The organism is Actinomycetospora aeridis (assembly GCF_037400275.1).
Lineage (GTDB): Bacteria > Actinomycetota > Actinomycetes > Mycobacteriales > Pseudonocardiaceae > Actinomycetospora > Actinomycetospora aeridis.
In genome coordinates this window covers 232,694-249,891 of record NZ_JBBEGL010000006.1, presented here as the reverse complement: position 1 = coordinate 249,891, position 17,198 = coordinate 232,694, and the positions used below count along the sequence as shown (strand labels likewise).

The 17,198-nt window shown below is 75.6% G+C and carries 18 protein-coding genes; 14 read left to right on the top strand and 4 right to left on the bottom strand.

Features of this window, described 5'->3' with window-relative positions; translation table 11 throughout:
* Window positions 1–2: 2 nt before the first annotated feature.
* The 3 genes from WCD41_RS22460 to WCD41_RS22450 all read right to left on the bottom strand — a co-directional run bounded on the left by WCD41_RS22460 (window position 3) and on the right by WCD41_RS22450 (window position 1,212).
* Complete coding sequence (locus WCD41_RS22460; RefSeq protein WP_337716603.1) at window positions 3–632, bottom strand: hypothetical protein; 630 nt, start codon at window positions 630–632, stop codon at window positions 3–5.
* Window positions 629–778: a hypothetical protein gene (locus WCD41_RS22455; RefSeq protein ID WP_337716601.1), complete on the bottom strand. Its 150-nt coding sequence runs from the start codon at window positions 776–778 to the stop codon at window positions 629–631. The genes WCD41_RS22460 and WCD41_RS22455 overlap by 4 nt, the downstream gene beginning before the upstream one ends.
* Window positions 779–873: 95 nt before the next feature.
* On the bottom strand, window positions 874–1,212 hold the full coding sequence (locus WCD41_RS22450; protein ID WP_337716599.1) for a VOC family protein: 339 nt from the start codon (window positions 1,210–1,212) through the stop codon (window positions 874–876).
* Between the two features lie 131 nt (window positions 1,213–1,343).
* Between WCD41_RS22450 and WCD41_RS22445 the strand changes: the two genes are divergently transcribed.
* The 3 genes from WCD41_RS22445 to WCD41_RS22435 all read left to right on the top strand — a co-directional run bounded on the left by WCD41_RS22445 (window position 1,344) and on the right by WCD41_RS22435 (window position 4,194).
* Complete coding sequence (locus tag WCD41_RS22445; protein WP_337716598.1) at window positions 1,344–2,867, top strand: FAD-dependent monooxygenase; 1,524 nt, start codon at window positions 1,344–1,346, stop codon at window positions 2,865–2,867.
* Window positions 2,868–2,946: 79 nt separating this feature from the next.
* On the top strand, window positions 2,947–3,708 hold the full coding sequence (locus WCD41_RS22440; protein ID WP_337716596.1) for a class I SAM-dependent methyltransferase: 762 nt from the start codon (window positions 2,947–2,949) through the stop codon (window positions 3,706–3,708).
* Window positions 3,709–3,807: 99 nt separating this feature from the next.
* A complete protein-coding gene (locus tag WCD41_RS22435; RefSeq protein ID WP_337716593.1) occupies window positions 3,808–4,194 on the top strand; it encodes a group I truncated hemoglobin in 387 nt (128 codons plus the stop codon).
* Here WCD41_RS22435 and WCD41_RS22430 read toward each other — a convergent pair.
* Window positions 4,154–4,963: an IclR family transcriptional regulator gene (locus tag WCD41_RS22430; RefSeq protein ID WP_337716591.1), complete on the bottom strand. Its 810-nt coding sequence runs from the start codon at window positions 4,961–4,963 to the stop codon at window positions 4,154–4,156. The genes WCD41_RS22435 and WCD41_RS22430 overlap by 41 nt on opposite strands.
* 80 nt (window positions 4,964–5,043) lie before the next feature.
* Between WCD41_RS22430 and hutU the strand changes: the two genes are divergently transcribed.
* From hutU to WCD41_RS22375, 11 genes are all read left to right on the top strand, one after another.
* Window positions 5,044–6,684 (top strand): urocanate hydratase, encoded by a 1,641-nt coding sequence (gene hutU, locus WCD41_RS22425; RefSeq protein WP_337716589.1) that lies wholly within the window; start codon window positions 5,044–5,046, stop codon window positions 6,682–6,684.
* The gene (locus WCD41_RS22420) at window positions 6,681–7,853 is read left to right on the top strand and encodes an allantoate amidohydrolase (protein WP_337716587.1); all 1,173 of its coding nucleotides are present in this window, start codon (window positions 6,681–6,683) and stop codon (window positions 7,851–7,853) included. The genes hutU and WCD41_RS22420 overlap by 4 nt, the downstream gene beginning before the upstream one ends.
* Window positions 7,844–9,145 carry a formimidoylglutamate deiminase gene (locus WCD41_RS22415; RefSeq protein ID WP_337716585.1) on the top strand — a complete coding sequence of 434 codons (1,302 nt, stop codon included), beginning with the start codon at window positions 7,844–7,846 and terminating at the stop codon, window positions 9,143–9,145. The genes WCD41_RS22420 and WCD41_RS22415 overlap by 10 nt, the downstream gene beginning before the upstream one ends.
* Entirely contained in the window at window positions 9,142–10,335 is a 1,194-nt protein-coding gene (hutI, locus tag WCD41_RS22410) for an imidazolonepropionase (RefSeq protein ID WP_337716583.1), read from the top strand. The genes WCD41_RS22415 and hutI overlap by 4 nt, the downstream gene beginning before the upstream one ends.
* Entirely contained in the window at window positions 10,332–11,870 is a 1,539-nt protein-coding gene (locus WCD41_RS22405) for an aromatic amino acid ammonia-lyase (protein WP_337716581.1), read from the top strand. Before hutI ends, WCD41_RS22405 begins: the two co-directional genes overlap by 4 nt.
* A 242-nt stretch (window positions 11,871–12,112) precedes the next feature.
* A complete protein-coding gene (locus WCD41_RS22400; RefSeq protein ID WP_337716580.1) occupies window positions 12,113–12,550 on the top strand; it encodes a phosphoglycerate mutase family protein in 438 nt (145 codons plus the stop codon).
* A gap of 197 nt (window positions 12,551–12,747) precedes the next feature.
* Window positions 12,748–14,214 (top strand): AAA-type ATPase lid domain-containing protein, encoded by a 1,467-nt coding sequence (locus WCD41_RS22395; protein ID WP_337716577.1) that lies wholly within the window; start codon window positions 12,748–12,750, stop codon window positions 14,212–14,214.
* Window positions 14,215–14,365: 151 nt separating this feature from the next.
* On the top strand, window positions 14,366–14,764 hold the full coding sequence (locus WCD41_RS22390) for a hypothetical protein (protein WP_337716576.1): 399 nt from the start codon (window positions 14,366–14,368) through the stop codon (window positions 14,762–14,764).
* Complete coding sequence (locus tag WCD41_RS22385; protein WP_337716574.1) at window positions 14,761–16,329, top strand: GMC family oxidoreductase; 1,569 nt, start codon at window positions 14,761–14,763, stop codon at window positions 16,327–16,329. Before WCD41_RS22390 ends, WCD41_RS22385 begins: the two co-directional genes overlap by 4 nt.
* A gap of 11 nt (window positions 16,330–16,340) precedes the next feature.
* Window positions 16,341–16,886 carry a YbhB/YbcL family Raf kinase inhibitor-like protein gene (locus tag WCD41_RS22380; RefSeq protein ID WP_337716572.1) on the top strand — a complete coding sequence of 182 codons (546 nt, stop codon included), beginning with the start codon at window positions 16,341–16,343 and terminating at the stop codon, window positions 16,884–16,886.
* Window positions 16,887–16,950: 64 nt separating this feature from the next.
* The gene (locus WCD41_RS22375) at window positions 16,951–17,172 is read left to right on the top strand and encodes a hypothetical protein (protein ID WP_337716569.1); all 222 of its coding nucleotides are present in this window, start codon (window positions 16,951–16,953) and stop codon (window positions 17,170–17,172) included.
* Window positions 17,173–17,198: the final 26 nt, after the last annotated feature.

Here is a 17,198-nt window from a genome sequence, read left to right as displayed (position 1 = left end):
CGTCAGCGCCGCCACACCCGCGCGAGCGGACGGAACCTCGAGCCCCGGCCGGCCTCGAGCCGCGCCTGGCGGTCGTGCCACCGGCGGGCCCACTCCGCCATGTGCGCTGCCAGCAGTGCCTCGGTCTCCGTGCTCCGGAGGAGCGTCGTCGCCAGGGGGTCGCCGCCGAGCTGCCGGGCCAGTGCCCGCGCCGGGAGGTCGGCGCCGTGCACCGGCACCCCGTAGCGGCGGGCGAGCGCCGCCCGCTGCTCGGCGGGGATGGCCGGGCCGGTGACGAGGAACCGCGGGTAGCCGTGCGACGCGCGCCAGCCCCGCGACCCCTCGACCACCTGCCCCCACAGCGCCACGACGCCCATCACCTCGAAGTCCGACGGGCCCCACTCCAGCGTTCCGGGGTCGTGGACGGCGTACAGCCCGCACCGGCACCGGTCGCCCGGCGCCTCGTGGCTCGACGAGCCGCAGGTGGCCACCATCGCCCGGCGGGCCGGCCAGATCACCTGGGCGAGCGGGGCGACGAGCTCGGCACGGCGCTGGGCACGGCGTCCCACGCGCCAGGTGCGCCAGCCCAGGATCGCCTCGGAGACGTCCGGGACGCCGGCGGCGTCGAGGGTGGTCGCCGGCGGGTGGATCACCGCGCGGGCTCGGGCCGCGGGGTCGGGACGGTGGTGCCGGCCGCCTGCTCGCTCACGGGCGCGGGCTCGACGGGCCACTCCTCGCCGGGAACGGGCGAGCTGACGGGTTCTGCGGTGAGCCGCCGACGCACGGGGCCGATGTCCATGGCCGGAACGCTAGACACGCGCCCCGCTGCCGCACCAGAGCCCGGCCGCCGGGCGGCGGTGAGACGCCGACGACATCACCCGCTCGGCCGCACGATCACGGGACCGGGTGCCGGGGTTCGTAGAGGCCGAGCCGGCCGCCGCCGGGCAGGTGGATCGCGGTCAGCCGGCCCCAGCCCTGGTCGGTGACGGGGTCGACGCCGACGCCCCGGGCGCCGAGGTCGGCCACGGTGGCGTCGACGTCGTGGCACATCAGGTAGAGCTCGTGCTCGGGCGGGCCGTCGGTCGGGTGGACGGCGACCTCGGCCGGCGGGAGCCCGATGATCAGCCAGCCGCCGCCGGCGTCGACGGTCCGGGTGTCGAGCAGGTCCTTCAGGAACGCGCGGTCCGCCTCGGCGTCGGCGCTGTACAGGATGGCGTGCGCTCCGGTGATCACCTCGTGGCCTCCTCGGTCGGGGACGTCAGTGTGCCGCTGCGTGGTCGTCCGGGCACGGCTCGAAGTGCCCGTTGACGGTCGATCCGGACGCCGCTTCGATCATTGGTAGCTCTACCAATGAAGGGGACGACATGAGCATCACGAGCGGCGTGCTGGTCGTCGGGGCGGGGCCGGTGGGGCTGGTGGCCGCGAGCCAGCTCGCCCGGCTCGGCGTTCCCGTGCGGATCATCGACACGCTCGGCGCGCCGACCGACGAGTCCCGCGCCGTCGTGATCCACGCCCGCAGCCTGGAGATGCTCGCCGCGCTGGGCGTGTGCCCCCGGCTGGAGGCCCGCGGGCGCCGCGTCGACGGCTTCGAGATCGCCGACGGCACGACGGGCGCGACCCGCGCCACCGTCGACCTCACCGGCATCCCGTCCCGCCACCCGTTCATGCTCGACATCGCCCAGCCCGACACCGAGCGGGTGCTGGCCGAGCGGGCCGCCGAGCTCGGGGTCGTCGTCGAGCGCGGCGTCGAGCTCACGGCGCTGACCCAGGACGGGGACGGCGTCGAGGTCACCCTGCGGACCTCCGCCGGGGACGAGCGCGCCCGCGTCGGCTGGGTCGTCGGTGCCGACGGCGCGCACAGCACCACCCGCCACCTCGTCGGCACCCGTCTCGAGGGCGACTTCCACGGGCAGCACTTCGCGATGGCCGACGTCGAGGTGGAGACGTCGTTGGACCCGGGGACCGGGCGGATGTTCACCCACCCCGACGGCCTCGCGATGCTCTTCCCGCTGCGCGGCACCCGGGCGCGCGTGATCTTCCTCGTCGACGACCCCGGCGACGCGCCGGCGCCGACCCCGGAGCGGATCGAGGCTCTCACGCACGAGCGCACCGGAGGCCGGGTCCGGGTGACCGGGTCCCACTGGCTGACCTACTTCGAGATCCACCACGCCCAGGTCCCGCAGTACCGTCACGGCCGGGTGCTGCTCGCCGGCGACGCCGCCCACATCCACAGCCCCGCCGGCGCCCAGGGCATGAACACCGGCATCCAGGACGCCGCGAACCTCGCGTGGAAGCTCGCCCTCGTCGCCCGGCACGGGGCGGACCCGGCGCTGCTCGACTCCTACCAGGAGGAACGGCACCCCGTCGGCGCCGAGGTGGTCCGGGTGACCACGCGCCTGACGGACATCGGCACCGCCTCGGGCCCGCTCGGGGTCCTGCGCAACGCGGCGATGGCGGTCGCCGGACACCTGCCGGGGTTCGGCGAGGCCGCGGCCGAACGCCTGGCCGAACTGACCATCGGCCACCCCGGCAGCTCGCTGGCGGTGCAGCACGGCGGACACCGGCGTGGCGCCGCCCGCGCGGGCGAGCACGCCCCCGACCCCGCGGGGCTGCGCCGCGCCGACGGCACCCCGGTCGCCGTCGAGGAGCTCCTGCAGCGGCCCGGGTTCGTGCTGCTGGTGCACGGCGACGACGGCGACCTCGGCGAGCTCGGCGACGTGCTCGGCGACCTCGGCACGGTCGTCCGGCTCGACGCCGACGAGCACGGTATGGCGCTCGTCCGCCCCGACGGCTACCTCGGCCTGGTCGCCGACACCGCCGACCCCGACCTCGTGCGTCGCTACCTCACCGAGGTCCTGCGCCTCCCCGCCACGGTGGCCGCGACCTGACGGGCTCTCGCCCGTCCGGACCAGCGACGTGTCACCCTGTCGCGACGCCACCGCCGTCGATCGCGAACGGGAGACCGTCATGAGCGACCAGACCGTCGAGCACTACGAGCGGATCGCCGCGGACTACGACGAGCACTGGTCCTACGACCCCGACCACATCCGGCGGTTCTCCCAGGCGATCGTCGACTCGCTGCGCCTGACGGCCACCGACGCGATCGCCGACGTCGGCTGCGGCACCGGCCTCTACACGCGCCGGCTCGCCGCGGAGGTCGAGCCCGAGCGGCCGATCCTGTGCGTCGACCCCGTGCCGGCGATGCTCGACCGGCTGCCCCGGTCGCGGAGCCTGCAGCCGCTGGTCGCGAGCGCGGAGGACCTGGCGACGGGCCGCGTGGCGGCGCCGGACCGGCTCGACGCGATCGTCCTCAAGGAGTCCTTCCACCACGTCGCCGACCGGCGGGCGACCCTCGAGGGGCTCGCGGGCCTGCTCTCGCGGCACGGCCGGATCCTCGTGGTGATGCTGCCGCGCACCATCGGCCACCCGCTGTTCCGGGAGGCCCACGAGCGGTTCGAGGAGCTCCAGCCCGAGCCCGCGGAGGTCGTGGACATGGTGTCCGCGGTGGGCCTGCGGGCCGTCGTCAGCTACCGGACCTTCCACACCACGATCGACCGCGAGCGCTACGTCCGGATGCTCGAGTCGCGGTACATGTCGGTGCTGGGGGAGTTCTCCGACGAGGAGCTGCGGGCCGGGATCGACCAGTTCCGCCACGCCTACCGGAACGACCCCGTCCTGCGCTTCGACGACCACTTCGCGTTCATCAAGGGCTGGGTCCGTCCCGGCTGACCCCGAACGGTTGTGCACCACCGACCCCGGGTGTCAGAGTGAGCCCGATCACGCCGCCGTTCCACCACATCACCGGCGGTGACGTCTCCAGGGGGTCCGATGCCCGAGCAGTCCCTGTACGAGCGCCTCGGCGGCACCTACGGCATCGCGGGAGCGGTCGACGTCCTCGTCGACCGGCTCTTCGCGAACGCCGCGGTCAACGCCAACCCGGCCGTGCACGAGCACCACGGCGTCGCCGCCAACGCGCCCGGCTACAAGTTCCTCGTCACCGCCTGGTCGATCGAGGCCGCGGGCGGGCCGAAGTGCTACATCGGCGACGACATGATCAAGGCCCACGACGACCTGGCCATCGACCGTGCGGGCTTCGACGCGGTGTTCACCGAGATCGACGCGACGCTGAACTTCCTCGGGGTCCCCGACGCGGAGCGCCAGGAGTTCATGGACATCATCGAGAGCTACCGCGGGCAGGTCGTGCAGGCGGCCTGACGGCCGGGGGACCGCCACCCAGCCGCCGCGTGACCTCGGTGGCGGTCCGCCCGACGACGGCGGCGAGGTCGGCGAAGTCCGCGCCGCACGGCGGGTCGCACCCGTGCGGGAACGTCACGCTGATCGCCGCGACCGCCTGCCCGTCGGCGCCGGAGATCGGGCGGGCGACCGAGGCGTAGCCGCGGCTGACCTCGCCGTCCTCGACCGACCAGCCACGACGGGCCTCGGCGGCGAGCACCCCGCCGAGCGCCCGCAGGGAGGTCGGCCCGCGGTCGGTCCGGCGTGCCAGGGGTCCGGCTCCGGCGAGGAGGGCCCGGCGCTGACCGGGGGCGAGTCCGGCGAGCACGGCGCGTCCCGACGCCGTGAGGTGCGCCGGCAGCCGGACCCCGACCGCGGTGACGAGCGTCTGCGGACGGGGCGGGCGCTCGCGGAGCAGGTAGAGCAGCTCGCGGCCGTCGAGCACCCCGAGGTGCGTGTCGTGGCCGGTGCGGCGGGCGAGGCGGCGCAGCGCCGGGCCCGCCACCTCGTCGAGCGGGTGGTGGCGCAGGTACGCCGTCCCGATCTCGAACGCGCCGATCCCGACGGCCCAGCGCGCGGTGTCGGGCAGGTGGGCGACGACGCCGGCGGCCTCCAGCTCGGTGAGCAGGTGGTAGGTCGTCGAGCGGGGGAGGCCGAGGCGCGCGGCCAGCGTCGCCGCCGTCAACGGCTCGCCCGCGGCGAGCAGGCGCAGGATCCCGAGCCCGCGCCGCAACCCCGGGACACCCGCCACGTCACCGGAGTCTCGTATCCGAGACAGACGGACGCCAGAGGGGCTGTCCGGGATGCCTCGACCGCGCTGCACTGTCACCCATGCCAGCAGCCCGAGGTACGACCAGGTCGGCCCGCACGTGGAGCGCCGAGGGCGCGCTGCGGATGCTCGACAACAACCTCGACCCCGAGGTGGCCGAGCGGCCCGAGGACCTCGTGGTCTACGGCGGCACCGGCAAGGCCGCCCGCGACCACGCGAGCCTCGCGGCGATCCGCCGGTGCCTGGTCGACCTCGGCCCCGAGGAGACGCTGCTCGTGCAGTCGGGCCGGCCGGTCGGGGTGTTCACCACCCACGAGTGGGCGCCGAGGGTGCTGCTGGCCAACAGCAACCTCGTCGGCGACTGGGCGACCTGGCCGGAGTTCCGCCGCCTCGAGCACCTCGGCCTGACGATGTACGGGCAGATGACCGCCGGCTCGTGGATCTACATCGGCAGCCAGGGGATCCTGCAGGGCACCTACGAGACCTTCGCCGCCGTCGCCCGGCCGCGCGGCGGCTCGCTCGCCGGCACGCTCACCCTGACCGCGGGCCTCGGCGGCATGGGCGGCGCGCAGCCGCTCGCGGTGACGATGAACGGCGGCACCGCGCTCGTCGTCGAGGCCGACCCGGCCCGGGCGCACCGCCGGGTGGCGACGGGCTACCTCGACGAGGTCGCCGACGACCTCGACGCGGCGCTGCGCCGGGTCGACGCCGCCCGCCGCGCCGGGGAACCCGTCTCCGTCGGCGTCGTCGGCAACGCCGCCGAGCTGCTGCCCGCGATCCGCCGGGCCGGGGCGCCGGTCGACGTCGTCACCGACCAGACCTCGGCGCACGACCCGCTCTCCTACCTGCCGATCGGCGTCGACCTCGCCGACTGGGCCGAGTACGCCCGCGCCAAGCCCGAGGAGTTCACCGACCGCGCGCGGGCGTCGATGGGCACCCACGTCGAGGCGATGCTGGCGTTCGCCGACGACGGCGCCGAGGTCTTCGACTACGGCAACTCGATCCGCGCCGAGGCCCGCCTCGCCGGGGTCGAGCGAGCCTTCGACATCCCGGGGTTCGTCCCCGCCTACATCCGCCCGCTGTTCTGCGAGGGCCGCGGGCCGTTCCGGTGGGCCGCCCTCTCCGGCGACCCGGCCGACATCGCGGCCACCGACCGCGCGGTGCTCGACCTGTTCGGTGACGACGAGCCCCTCGCGCGCTGGATGCGCCTGGCGGGGGAGAAGGTGCGCCACCAGGGCCTGCCCGCGCGCATCTGCTGGCTCGGCTACGGCGAGCGCCACCGGGCGGGGGAGCGGTTCAACGACATGGTGGCCTCCGGCGAGCTGTCCGCGCCGGTGGTCATCGGCCGCGACCACCTCGACGCCGGCAGCGTCGCCTCGCCGCACCGCGAGACCGAGGCGATGGCCGACGGCTCCGACGCGATCGCCGACTGGCCGCTGCTCAACGCCCTGCTCAACACCGCGTCCGGGGCGAGCTGGGTGTCGCTGCACCACGGCGGCGGGGTCGGGATGGGGCGCTCGATCCACGCCGGGCAGGTGTGCGTCGCCGACGGGACGGCGCTGTCCCGCGACAAGATCACCAGGGTGCTCACCAACGACCCCGGCACCGGGGTGATCCGCCACGCCGACGCCGGCTACGCCCGCGCCCTCGAGGTCGCCGACGAGCGCGGGGTCCGGATCCCGCTACGGGAGACGCAGCCGTGACGCTCCTCGACGACATCGCCGACGTCGGCCGCGACGCCCGCCGCGGCGGCTGGTCGCGCCACCTCGGCGACGACGGGGAGGCGACGCTGCGGGAGTGGTTCGCCGAGCAGGCGCAGCGCCGGGGCCTGCAGGTGGAGACCGACGCGAACCTCAACCTCTGGGCCTGGTGGGGTTCTCCGGGCCCGGACGCCGTCGTCACCGGCAGCCACCTCGACTCCGTCCCCGGCGGCGGCGCCTACGACGGACCACTGGGGGTGGTCTCGGCGCTGGCGGCGGTCGACGCCCTGCGCGAGCGCGGCGTCCGGCCGTCGAGGCCGCTCGCGGTCGTCGTCTTCGCCGAGGAGGAGGGCGGGCGCTTCGGGGTCCCGTGCCTGGGGTCGCGGCTGCTCACCGGCGCGCTCGACCCCGACCGGGCGCGCGGCCTGCGCGACCCCGACGGGATCACGCTGGTCGAGGCGCTGGGCGGCCACGCGGCACGGCTCGGGCCGGATCCGGAGCGCCTCGCCCGGATCGGCCGGTTCGTCGAGCTGCACGTCGAGCAGGGCCGCGTGCTGGCCCCGCGCGGGGAGGCGCTGGCGGTGGGCTCGACGATCGTCGCCCACGGGCGGTGGCGGCTCTCGTTCACGGGCCGCGCCGACCACGCCGGCACCACCCGTCTCGACGACCGGCGCGACCCGATGCTCGCGGCGGCCGCCGCGGTGCTCGCCGCCCGCGCCGCGATGGTGCGCCACGGCGACGAGGCCCGGGCGACGGTCGGGCGCCTGCACGCGACCCCGGACGGCACCAACGTCGTCGCCTCCCGCGTCGACCTCTGGCTCGACGCCCGCGGGCCGCTGCCACAGGCGCTCGTCGACGACGTCGTCGCCGCGGCGCGGGAGGCCGCCGACGCCGAGGGCGTGACGCTCGAGGTCCGCTCCGAGTCGAGCTCGGGCGCCGTCACCCTCGACCCCGCGCTCGCCGACACGCTCGCCGCCGTCACGGGCGCCGGACGGCTGGCCACCGCCGCGGGCCACGACGCCGGCGTGCTCGCCGCGCAGGTCCCGACCGGGATGCTGCACGTCCGCAACCCCACCGGCGTGAGCCACGCCCCCGACGAGCACGCCGAGGACGCCGACGCCGAGGCCGGCGTGACCGCTCTCGCCGACGTCCTGGAGGAGCTGTGTCGCTGACCCCCGGATCGACGACGCTGTGGTGCGAGCAGGCCTGGCTGCCGGGCGGGCCGGTCGCAGGTGTCCTCCTGGAGATCACCGACGGCGCGATCACGAGCATCACGACCGGCGCCGACCGGAGCGGCACCGTCCTGCCCGGCCTCACCGTCCCCGGCTTGGTCAACCGGCACTCGCACGCGTTCCACCGCGCCCTGCGCGGCCGGCCCGCACGGGCGGCGGACTCGTTCTGGAGCTGGCGCGAGGGCATGTACCGCGTCGCGGGGGCCCTCGACCCCGACGCCTACCGGCGCCTCGCCACCGCCGTCTACGCGGAGATGGCGCTGGCGGGGCACACCGCGGTCACCGAGTTCCACTACCTGCACCACGCACCGGGCGGGCGCCCGTACGCCGACCCGATCGCGATGGACCGCGCGCTCGTCGAGGCCGCCGACGCCGCGGGACTGCGGATCACCCTGCTCGACACCTGCTACCTCGCCGCCGGGTTCGACCGCCCGCCCGAGGGGGTGCAGCAGCGCTTCGCCGACGCCGACGTCGACGCGTGGGCGGAGCGCGCCACGCTCGTCGCGAAGCTGGACGACGGCGACCGGACCCGCGTCGGTGCGGCGATCCACTCGGTGCGGGCGGTGCCCCGGGCGGCCCTGGGAACGGTCGCGCGGTGGACCCGCGGCCGCCCGCTGCACGTCCACCTCTCCGAGCAGCCCGCCGAGAATGCCGCGTGCCTCGCTGCCCACGGCCTGAGCCCGACCGGGCTGCTCGACGCGGAGGGCGTGCTCGGCCCGGCCACCACGGCCGTGCACGCGACCCACCTGACCAGCGGTGACGTGGAGACCCTCGCCCGCTCCGGCACGCGGGTCTGCTTCTGCCCGACGACCGAGCGCGACCTGGGCGACGGGATCGGCCCGGCCGGCGCCCTGGCCGTCGCGGGCGTCCGGCTGTGCCTGGGCAGCGACAGCCACGCCGTGATCGACCCGCTCGAGGAGATGCGCGCCCTGGAGATGCACGAGCGCCTGGCGCACGGCGTCCGGGAACGGTTCACGCCCGCCGACCTGCTCGCCGCCGGCGCGGACGGCGACGCGATCGTGGTCGGCACCCCGGCCGACCTCGTCACCCTGGACACGGAGACGATCCGCACCGCGGGCGCCCGGCCCGACGGGGTGCTGCTCGCGGCGGCGTCGGCGGACGTCCGCGAGGTCCGCGTCGGCGGCCGGGTCGTGGTCCGCGACGGCGAGCACCAGCTCGTCGAGCGTCCCGCCGCGGACTTGGCTCGGGAGATCGCGGCGGTGCACGCGTGACGTCCCTGCTGGTCACCGGCATCGGCGAGCTGACCACCCACGACGACGAGCCGGCCGGACCGGGTCCCTGCGCGGTGGTGATCGAGGACGAGCACGTCGCCTGGACCGGGCGGGCCCGGGATGCGCCCGCGGCCGACACCGCCGTCGACGTCGGCGGCCGCGCGGTGCTGCCCGGCTGGGTCGACAGCCACACCCACCTCGTCTTCGCCGGCGACCGGGGCGAGGAGTTCGCGCAGCGTGTCGCCGGCCGGCCCTACGCGGCCTCGGGGATCCAGGACACGGTCGACGCGACCCGCGCCGCGTCCGACGACGACCTCGCCGCCCGGCTGCGCCGCCACGTCGACGAGGCCGCGCGGCAGGGCACCACCTGCCTGGAGACGAAGACCGGCTACGGGCTGACGGTCGCCGACGAGGTCCGGGCGGCCCGGATCGCCGCCGCCGCGGTCGACGAGGTGACCTACCTCGGCGCTCACCTCACCCCGGCCGGCACCACGCCGGAGGAGTACCTCGACCTCGTCTGCGGACCGATGCTCGACGCCGTGGTCGAGGAGGCCGGGCACGTCCGGTGGATCGACGTGTTCTGCGAGGACGGGGCGTTCGGCGGCGACGCCGCCGCGCGGGTGCTCGCGGCGGGCGCCGCGCGCGGTCTCGGCGGGCGGGTGCACGGCAACCAGCTCGGCCCCGGCCCGGGGGTCGGCGTCGCCGTCGCGGCGGGCGCGGCGTCGGTCGACCACGCCACGCACCTGGGCGACGCCGACATCGACGCCCTGGCCGGCTCGTCCACGGTCGCGACGCTGCTGCCCGCCTGTGACCTCTCCACCGGCCAGCCCCCGCCGCCGGCCCGCCGGCTGCTCGACGCCGGGGCGACCGTCGCGCTGGCCAGCAACGCGAACCCCGGGAGCTGCTACACCACCTCCATGGCGCTCTGCGTGGCCCTCGCCGTCCTGCAGTGCGGGCTGTCCGTCCCCGAGGCCGTCCGCGCCGCGACGCTCGGCGGGGCCCGGGCCCTGCGCCGCGACGACGTCGGCCACCTGCGCGTCGGCGCCCGCGCGGACCTGCACGTCCTGGACGCGCCGACCGTCGTGCACCTGGCCCAGCGCCCCGGCGTCCCGCTGACCGCCGCGGTCTGGCGGGCCGGGCGCCGCGTGCCCGCCCCACGCTGTCCGATCACCGAGGAGGCCCGCCCATGAGCACCGACACCGCCCACCCCGGGGCGCACCTCCCGCTCCTCGACGGCCGACCCCCGCTCTGGCTCGACGGCGCGTCGCTGTCCGCCCACGTCGTCGCGGCGGTGGCGCGGACGGTCGGGCCCACCGACCTGCACCTCGACCGCGCCGCGCTGGTCGCCGTCGAGCGCGCCGCCCGGCTCGGCGCGGACCTCAGCACCCGCCGCGCCGTCTACGGGCGGACCACCGGCGTCGGGGCGAACCGTGACGAACTGGTGCCGGAGCAGGGCGAGCACGGCCTGCGCCTGCTGCGCAGCCACTCCGGCGGGACGGGCGATCCGCTCGACCCCGAGCTCGTGCGCGCGGCGCTGCTGATCCGGCTCAACCAGCTGCTCGCCGGGCGCTCCGGGGTGTCCCCGGCCCTCGTGCGGGCGCTGGCGGACGCCGTCGCCGCCGGCGCCCGGCCGGTGGTGCACCGCCTCGGCGCCATCGGCACCGGGGACCTCGCGCCGCTGGCGCAGATCGCGCTGGCGCTCGCGGGGGAGGGGGCCTGGGACACGCCGGCGCCGGTGTCACCTCCCGCGCGCGTCGAGGTCGGTGCCGGGGACGCGCTCGCGTTCGTCTCCAGCAACGCGGTCACGCTCGCCGAGGCCGCGCTCGCCGCCGGGACGCTCGACGTCGTCCTCGCCTCCAGCCACGCGGTCGCGGCGCTGTCCTACCTCGCGCTCGACGGCAGCCCCGAGGCCTACGCCGACCCCGTGCACCGCGCCCGCCCGCACCCCGGCCAGGTCCGCTGCGCCCAACGGATGCGGCACCTGCTCGGGATGGAGCGCACCCCGCCCCGGGGTCGCCGCATCCAGGACCCGTTCGGCCTCCGCGCGTTCCCGCAGGTCAACGGGCCCGCCATCGACGCACTGGCGACGCTGCACGGCGTGCTCGACGTGGAGATCAACGCCGGCGCGGAGAACCCGATGATCGCCGTCGCCGAGGACGACGCGTACCACCACGCCCACTTCCACACCGCCTACGTGGCGGGCGCGCTCGACCACGTCCGCGCGTGCGTCCACGGCGTCGCCGAGCTGTCCGCGGCCCGCCTCGGGGACCTCGTGGAGCCCGAGCAGACGGGCCTGCGGGCGTTCCTCGCCGACGGCCCGCCCGGCAGCTCCGGCGTGATGATCCTCGAGTACATGAGCCACGACGCGCTCGCGGCGCTGCGGCAGGCCGCGCTGCCGGTGACGCTGGGCAGCGCGGTCGTGTCCCGGGGCCTCGAGGACCACGCGAGCTTCTCGACCCAGGCGGCGCGGGCGACGACGGAGGTGGCGACGGCCTACACCCGGGTGCTGGCGTGCGAGCTCGTGGCGGCGGTGCGGGCCCTGCGCCTGCGGCGGGAGGCCGGGGCAGTCACGGCGAGCGCGGCGAACGGCGGTCCGGTGCCCGTCGAGGAGGCCCTCGCCCGCGCCGAGGAGGTCCTCGACCCCCGCACCGGCGACCGGCCCCTCGCCGCCGATGTCGACGTCGCGGCGGAGCTCCTGCGCGACCCCACCTGGGCGCAGGTCTGACGCCCCGGACGGACCAGATCGACTTTCGTCCCGGCCCACGGAACGGCGGGTTCGCTGAAAGAACCGTGACCGTCGGCGACCGCGCGGGCACGAGTGGAAGTGTTCGGTCACAGGTCGGTGTCGAGTCCGGTGATCTGCGGATCGCGGCGCATGCTCCTCGTGCGACATCCATCGCCACGAGGGGGATTCGACATGTCGGTCGAGCGGGACGAACGGCTCGCCGCGGACCCCGCGCTGAGCCCGTGATCACCGTCCTCGCCGTCCGGCACGCCGACGTCGCCGCGCCGGCGGCCGGCGGCGATCCGTCGCTGTCGCCGGCCGGACGGCGGCGGGCGGCCGCGCTCGCCCACGTCGTCCGCGACCTCGTCGTCGACACGGTCGTCGTGTCGTCGCTGCGGCGCACCCGGGAGACGGTGGCGCCGGTCCTCGACGAGCGGCCCGGCCTCGAGCCGCTCGTCGAGGACGACCCCGCCGTGCGTGCCGACGCCCTCCGGGCGGGCGACCTGGGTGAGGTCGTCCTCGTGGCCGGGCACAGCAACACGGTGCCCGCGCTGGTCCTCGCGCTGGCGGGCGACACGGTCCCGCCGATCCTCGAGACGGAGTTCGACCGCCTGGTGGTCCTCACGGTCACCGACGCCGGGACGGGCGTGCGCGGCCTGCGCTACGGCGCCGAGAGCTGACCCCCGCTCCGGAACGAGGGCTATCTCGATGCGGCGTTGTGAGGTTAGCCTCACCTCATGTCACCGAGGTTCGCCGACGACCACCGCCCCGCCGCGGTGCGTCTCAGGTTGACACTCGGAGGCCCTGTCCCCGGATGTCGTGTCTGCCACAGTCGAATTCCTGCTGATGAGGCGCGACGAGGCGCGGGGGAGGCGACATGACCGGCACCGTGCCGTGCGAGCGCGAGCGGCTCGCGCTCGCGCAGCACCACGACCCCGCGGTCCTGCCGCACCGGCTCGTCGCCTCCTGGAAGCGCAGCGCGGGCTACGGCGTCCCGCTGGACGCGGTCGAACCGGAGTTCGCCGGCGCCGTCGACGACCAGTCGTTGTTCTTCGAGTCCGGCCACCAGGTCCTCGCGGAACTGCACGACACGCTCGCCGACGAGCCGGTGAGCCTCATGCTCACCGATCCCGACGGCCTCGTGCTCAACCGCGTGTGCAGCAACCGGGTCCTGCTGGGCGCCCTCGACGGCGTCTCCCTCGCGCCCGGCTTCGACTACTCCGAGCGCACCACCGGCACCACCGGGCTCGGCCTCGCGCTCGCCGACCGGGTGCCGACGCTCGTGCGCGCCGACCAGCACTACTCGACCCGCCTCTGGGGCTACACCTGCGCGGCCGCGCCGGTGTCGGATCCCGTGTCCGGCGACCTCGTCGGCAGCGTCAACCTCACGACCTGGTCGCAGCAGTCCTACAACCTCCTGCTCGCCCTCGCGCGCACGGCCGCCCGCACCACCGAGGCGCTGATGCTCGCCCGCGGCCACGGTCGCGAGGCGCGCCCGGCGTCGCGCGGGCGTGTGGTCCGCGTCCGGACGGGTCGCGACGAGGGCGACGCGGCGTGCCCCGAGGAGCTGGGCGCCCAGTGGCGCGCGGCCGCGGACGCGGCGCGCGCCGCCCTGCTCGCGGGACGGGGCGTCGCCGTCGTCGGCGAGCCCGGCGTGGGCAAGACCGTGCTTCTGGGCGGCGTCCAGGCGCGCGGACGCCGGGTCCTGCACGTCCGGCCCCCCGAGCCGGAGGACGTGACGTCCTGGTGGTCACTGTGGTCGCCCGAGCTGGGCAAGCCGGGGACGAGCGTCATCGTCGGGCGCGTCGACCGGCTCCCCGCGTGGGCCGCGGGCGAGCTCGCCGGGCTCGTCACCGGCGACGGGGCCCAGCTGTCGATCACCGCTGAGGACCCGGCCGCGGTGCCCGAGGTCCTGCGCCGGGTCGTCGGTGCGGTCGTCGAGGTCCCGCCCCTGCGCCACCGGCGCGACGACGTCCTGCCGCTCGCGCGGCGGTTCGCCCGCGACGCCCGCGGCCGCCCGGTGCGGTTCACCGCCGGCGCCGAGCAGGTCCTCGCCACCTACCACTGGCCGGGCAACGCCGCGCAGCTGCGCGACGTGGTCCGCCGGGCGGTGGACCGCACCGACCTCGTCTCCGAGCGTGACCTGCCGCCGGAGGTCTTCACCGGCACCCACAGCCGGCTCACCCGCCTGGAGACCCTCGAGCGCGACGAGATCGTCCGCGCGCTCGCCGAGCCCGGCGCGACGCCCGCCCTGGCCGCGAGCCGGCTGGGGATGAGCCGCTCGACGATCTACCGGCGGATCGCCCGCTACGGCATCCGGCTGCCCGCCGAGAGCCCGTCGTAGCCCGGAGCACAGAAGAACACCACCACCACACCCACTTCCGACGTCCCGCCCGGGACGCCGGCCGGACGAGCACGCCCCGAGTACGCCATCACGAGAGAGGACGGGTGCGGTGGGAAGCACGTTGGTGACGGCACAGGACCGTCAGACATTGGTGAACGTCGTGTCTGCGGCGTTCCCGCACAGCACGTTCCCGCGAGGGCCCTACGAGCGCGCCGCGGACGCGGTGATCGCCCAGGCCGGGACGGACCCGAGGTTCCTCGCGCAGCTGCTGCAGGGACTCACGGACCTCGACGCGCAGCGCGAGGTGCGCTTCTCCGAGCTCGACGCGGAGACCGCGGGCGCGGTGCTGCGCGGGGCGGACGGGTCGCCGTTCCTCACCTCGATCGTCGACAGCGCGATCGTGACCCTCTACAGCGACCCCGAGGTCTGGGACCTGCTCGGCTACGAGGGGCCCTCCTACGACAAAGGCGGCTACGTCGACCGCGGGTTCGACGACCTCGACTGGCTGCCCGACCCCAAGATCGAGTTCGAGGACGAGGTGCCGGCATGACGCGTTTCTCCTACGACGACTCCGACGTCGTGGTGGTGGTCGGCTCCGGGGCCGGCGGCGGCACCGTGGCCAACGAGCTCTGCCAGCGGGGCCTCAAGACCGTGGTCCTGGAGGCGGGGCCGCACCTGACCGGCGAGGACTACCACCAGGACGAGTGGCCCGCCTTCGCGCAGATGGCCTGGGGCGACACCCGCACCACGTCGGGGAGCTGGCAGGTCGCCAAGGACTTCCCGAACCTCCCGGCGTGGCTGGTCAAGGCCGTCGGCGGCACGACCACGCACTGGGCGGGCGCCTGCCCGCGGTTCAAGGCCCACGAGTTCACCGCGCGCTCGACGTACGGCGACCTCGAGGGGACGTCGCTGCTCGACTGGCCGATCGCGCTGGGCGAGCTCGAGCCCTATTACGACAAGGCCGAGATCAAGATGGGCGTCACCCACCGGCACGGGCGCCCGCCGCTGCCGGCGAACAACAACTACAAGGTCTTCGCGAACGGCGCCGAGAAGCTGGGCTACCGCTACTACTCGACCGGCCCCTACGCGACCAACGCCGAGCCCTACGACGGGCGCCCGGCGACGCTGCAGGACGGCTTCAACTTCCAGGGCGACAAGCACGGCTCGAAGTGGTCGACACTCGTGGCGGAGCTGCCCAAGGCCGAGAAGACCGGCCACCTCGACCTGCGCCCCGACAGCCACGTCGCGCAGATCGAGCACGACGCCAAGGGGCGCGCGACCGGCGTGCTCTACATCGACCGCAACGGGACGCTGCGCCGCCAGCGCGCCGCGGTGGTCGTCGTCGCCGGCAACTCCATCGAGACGGCCCGCCTGCTGCTGCTCTCCGGGTCGCCCCAGTTCCCGGACGGTCTGGCGAACTCCTCCGGGCAGGTCGGGCGCAACTACATGCGCCACACGACCGGCACGGTGTGGGGCCAGTTCGACAAGCCGGTGCGCATGTGGCGCGGCGAGACCATGGCCGGCGTCATCGCCGACGAGTCGCGCCTCGACACCGACCGCGGTTTCGTCGGCGGCTACTACATGGAGACGATCAGCCTCGGCCCGGCGTTCCTGGCCAAGTTCATCGCCCCGGGCCGCTGGGGCAGCCACATCTCCGACCTGCTCGACGGCTACCGCAACACGGCCGGGATGTGGATCGTCGGCGAGGACATGCCGCGGGCGGACAACCGCATCACGCTCTCCGGCGACACCGTCGACCAGCACGGCCTGCCGGTGGCCAACGTGCACTTCGACGACCACCCGAACGACGTCGCCATGCGCGCCCACGGCCAGCGCCAGGGGGCGGCGGTCTACAAGGCCGTCGGGGCGCTGAAGACGATCGAGACCCCGCCGTACCCGTCGACCCACAACCTCGGGACCGCCCGCATGAGCCAGCGGCCCCGCGACGGCGTCGTCGACCGGTTCGGGCGCGCCCACGACGTGCCGAACCTGTTCGTCGCGGACGGCAGCGTCTTCACCACCGGCGCCGCGGCGAACCCGACCCTGACGATCGTCGCGCTCGCGACGCGCCAGGCCGAGTACATCGCGACCGAGCTCAACAAGACCCTGGCCTGAGGGGAGACACGATGACCACCGCTCTCGCTCCGCCCGACCCGTACACCTTCCTCCCGGAGGTGCCGACCTTCACCCTGACCAGCACCGACATCGCCGACGGCACGCCCCTGGCCCCGCCGTACACCAGCGGGATCATGGGCGTGCCCGGCGGCGAGGACCGTTCGCCGCAGCTGCGCTGGCAGGGCTTCCCGACGGCCACCCGCAGCTTCGCGGTGACCTGCTACGACCCCGACGCGCCCACCGCCAGCGGCTTCTGGCACTGGGCCGTCGCCGACATCCCGGCCGACGTCACCGAGCTCGTCGCGGCGGCGGGCGACCCGGACGGCTCGCGCCTGCCGCAGGGCGCGATCGCCCTCCCGAACGACGCCGGCATCCACCAGTACCTCGGGGCCGCGCCGCCCGAGGGCCACGGGGTCCATCACTACTACTTCGTCGTGCACGCGGTGGACGTGCCGACGTTGGGGATCCCGCGCGGCGCCTCCCCGGCGTACCTGGGGTTCAACCTGTTCAGCCACACCCTGGCCCGGGCGACCATCACCGCGGTCTACGAACGCTGAGCATGGCGACGAGACGAGCCGCCGCCGCGGGTTCCGCGGCGGCGGCCTCCGCGCCGGTCCGGCCGTGCTGACCACCCGCGTGTGCCTGCTCCCCGACGCCCGTCTCGCGGCCGTCGTGCTCCAGCACGCCGAGCGTGTCCTGCCCTCGGCCGTGCGGGTCGTCGACGTCGACACCGGCCGGGCGGTCGCGCGGCTGCTCGAGACCCGCCGCGAGCTGGGCTGCTGCCAGCAGAACGCCTACCGGCGCCTGGACGACCTCATCGCCCGTGCCCACGACCCCGCCTGAGGTCCTCATGTCGGCCGCAGGACGGC

Excerpts from the sequence above, each read along its gene's own strand:
- WCD41_RS22380 (WP_337716572.1), top strand. The coding sequence starts at position 16,341 with ATGACCACCGCTCTCGCTCCGCCCGACCCGTACACCTTCCTCCCGGAG.
- WCD41_RS22445 (WP_337716598.1), top strand. The coding sequence starts at position 1,344 with ATGAGCATCACGAGCGGCGTGCTGGTCGTCGGGGCGGGGCCGGTGGGG.
- WCD41_RS22405 (WP_337716581.1), top strand. The coding sequence starts at position 10,332 with ATGAGCACCGACACCGCCCACCCCGGGGCGCACCTCCCGCTCCTCGAC.
- WCD41_RS22385 (WP_337716574.1), top strand. The coding sequence starts at position 14,761 with ATGACGCGTTTCTCCTACGACGACTCCGACGTCGTGGTGGTGGTCGGC.
- WCD41_RS22455 (WP_337716601.1), bottom strand. The coding sequence starts at position 778 with ATGGACATCGGCCCCGTGCGTCGGCGGCTCACCGCAGAACCCGTCAGC.
- WCD41_RS22435 (WP_337716593.1), top strand. The coding sequence starts at position 3,808 with ATGCCCGAGCAGTCCCTGTACGAGCGCCTCGGCGGCACCTACGGCATC.
- WCD41_RS22395 (WP_337716577.1), top strand. The coding sequence starts at position 12,748 with ATGACCGGCACCGTGCCGTGCGAGCGCGAGCGGCTCGCGCTCGCGCAG.
- hutU (WP_337716589.1), top strand. The coding sequence starts at position 5,044 with ATGCCAGCAGCCCGAGGTACGACCAGGTCGGCCCGCACGTGGAGCGCC.
- WCD41_RS22440 (WP_337716596.1), top strand. The coding sequence starts at position 2,947 with ATGAGCGACCAGACCGTCGAGCACTACGAGCGGATCGCCGCGGACTAC.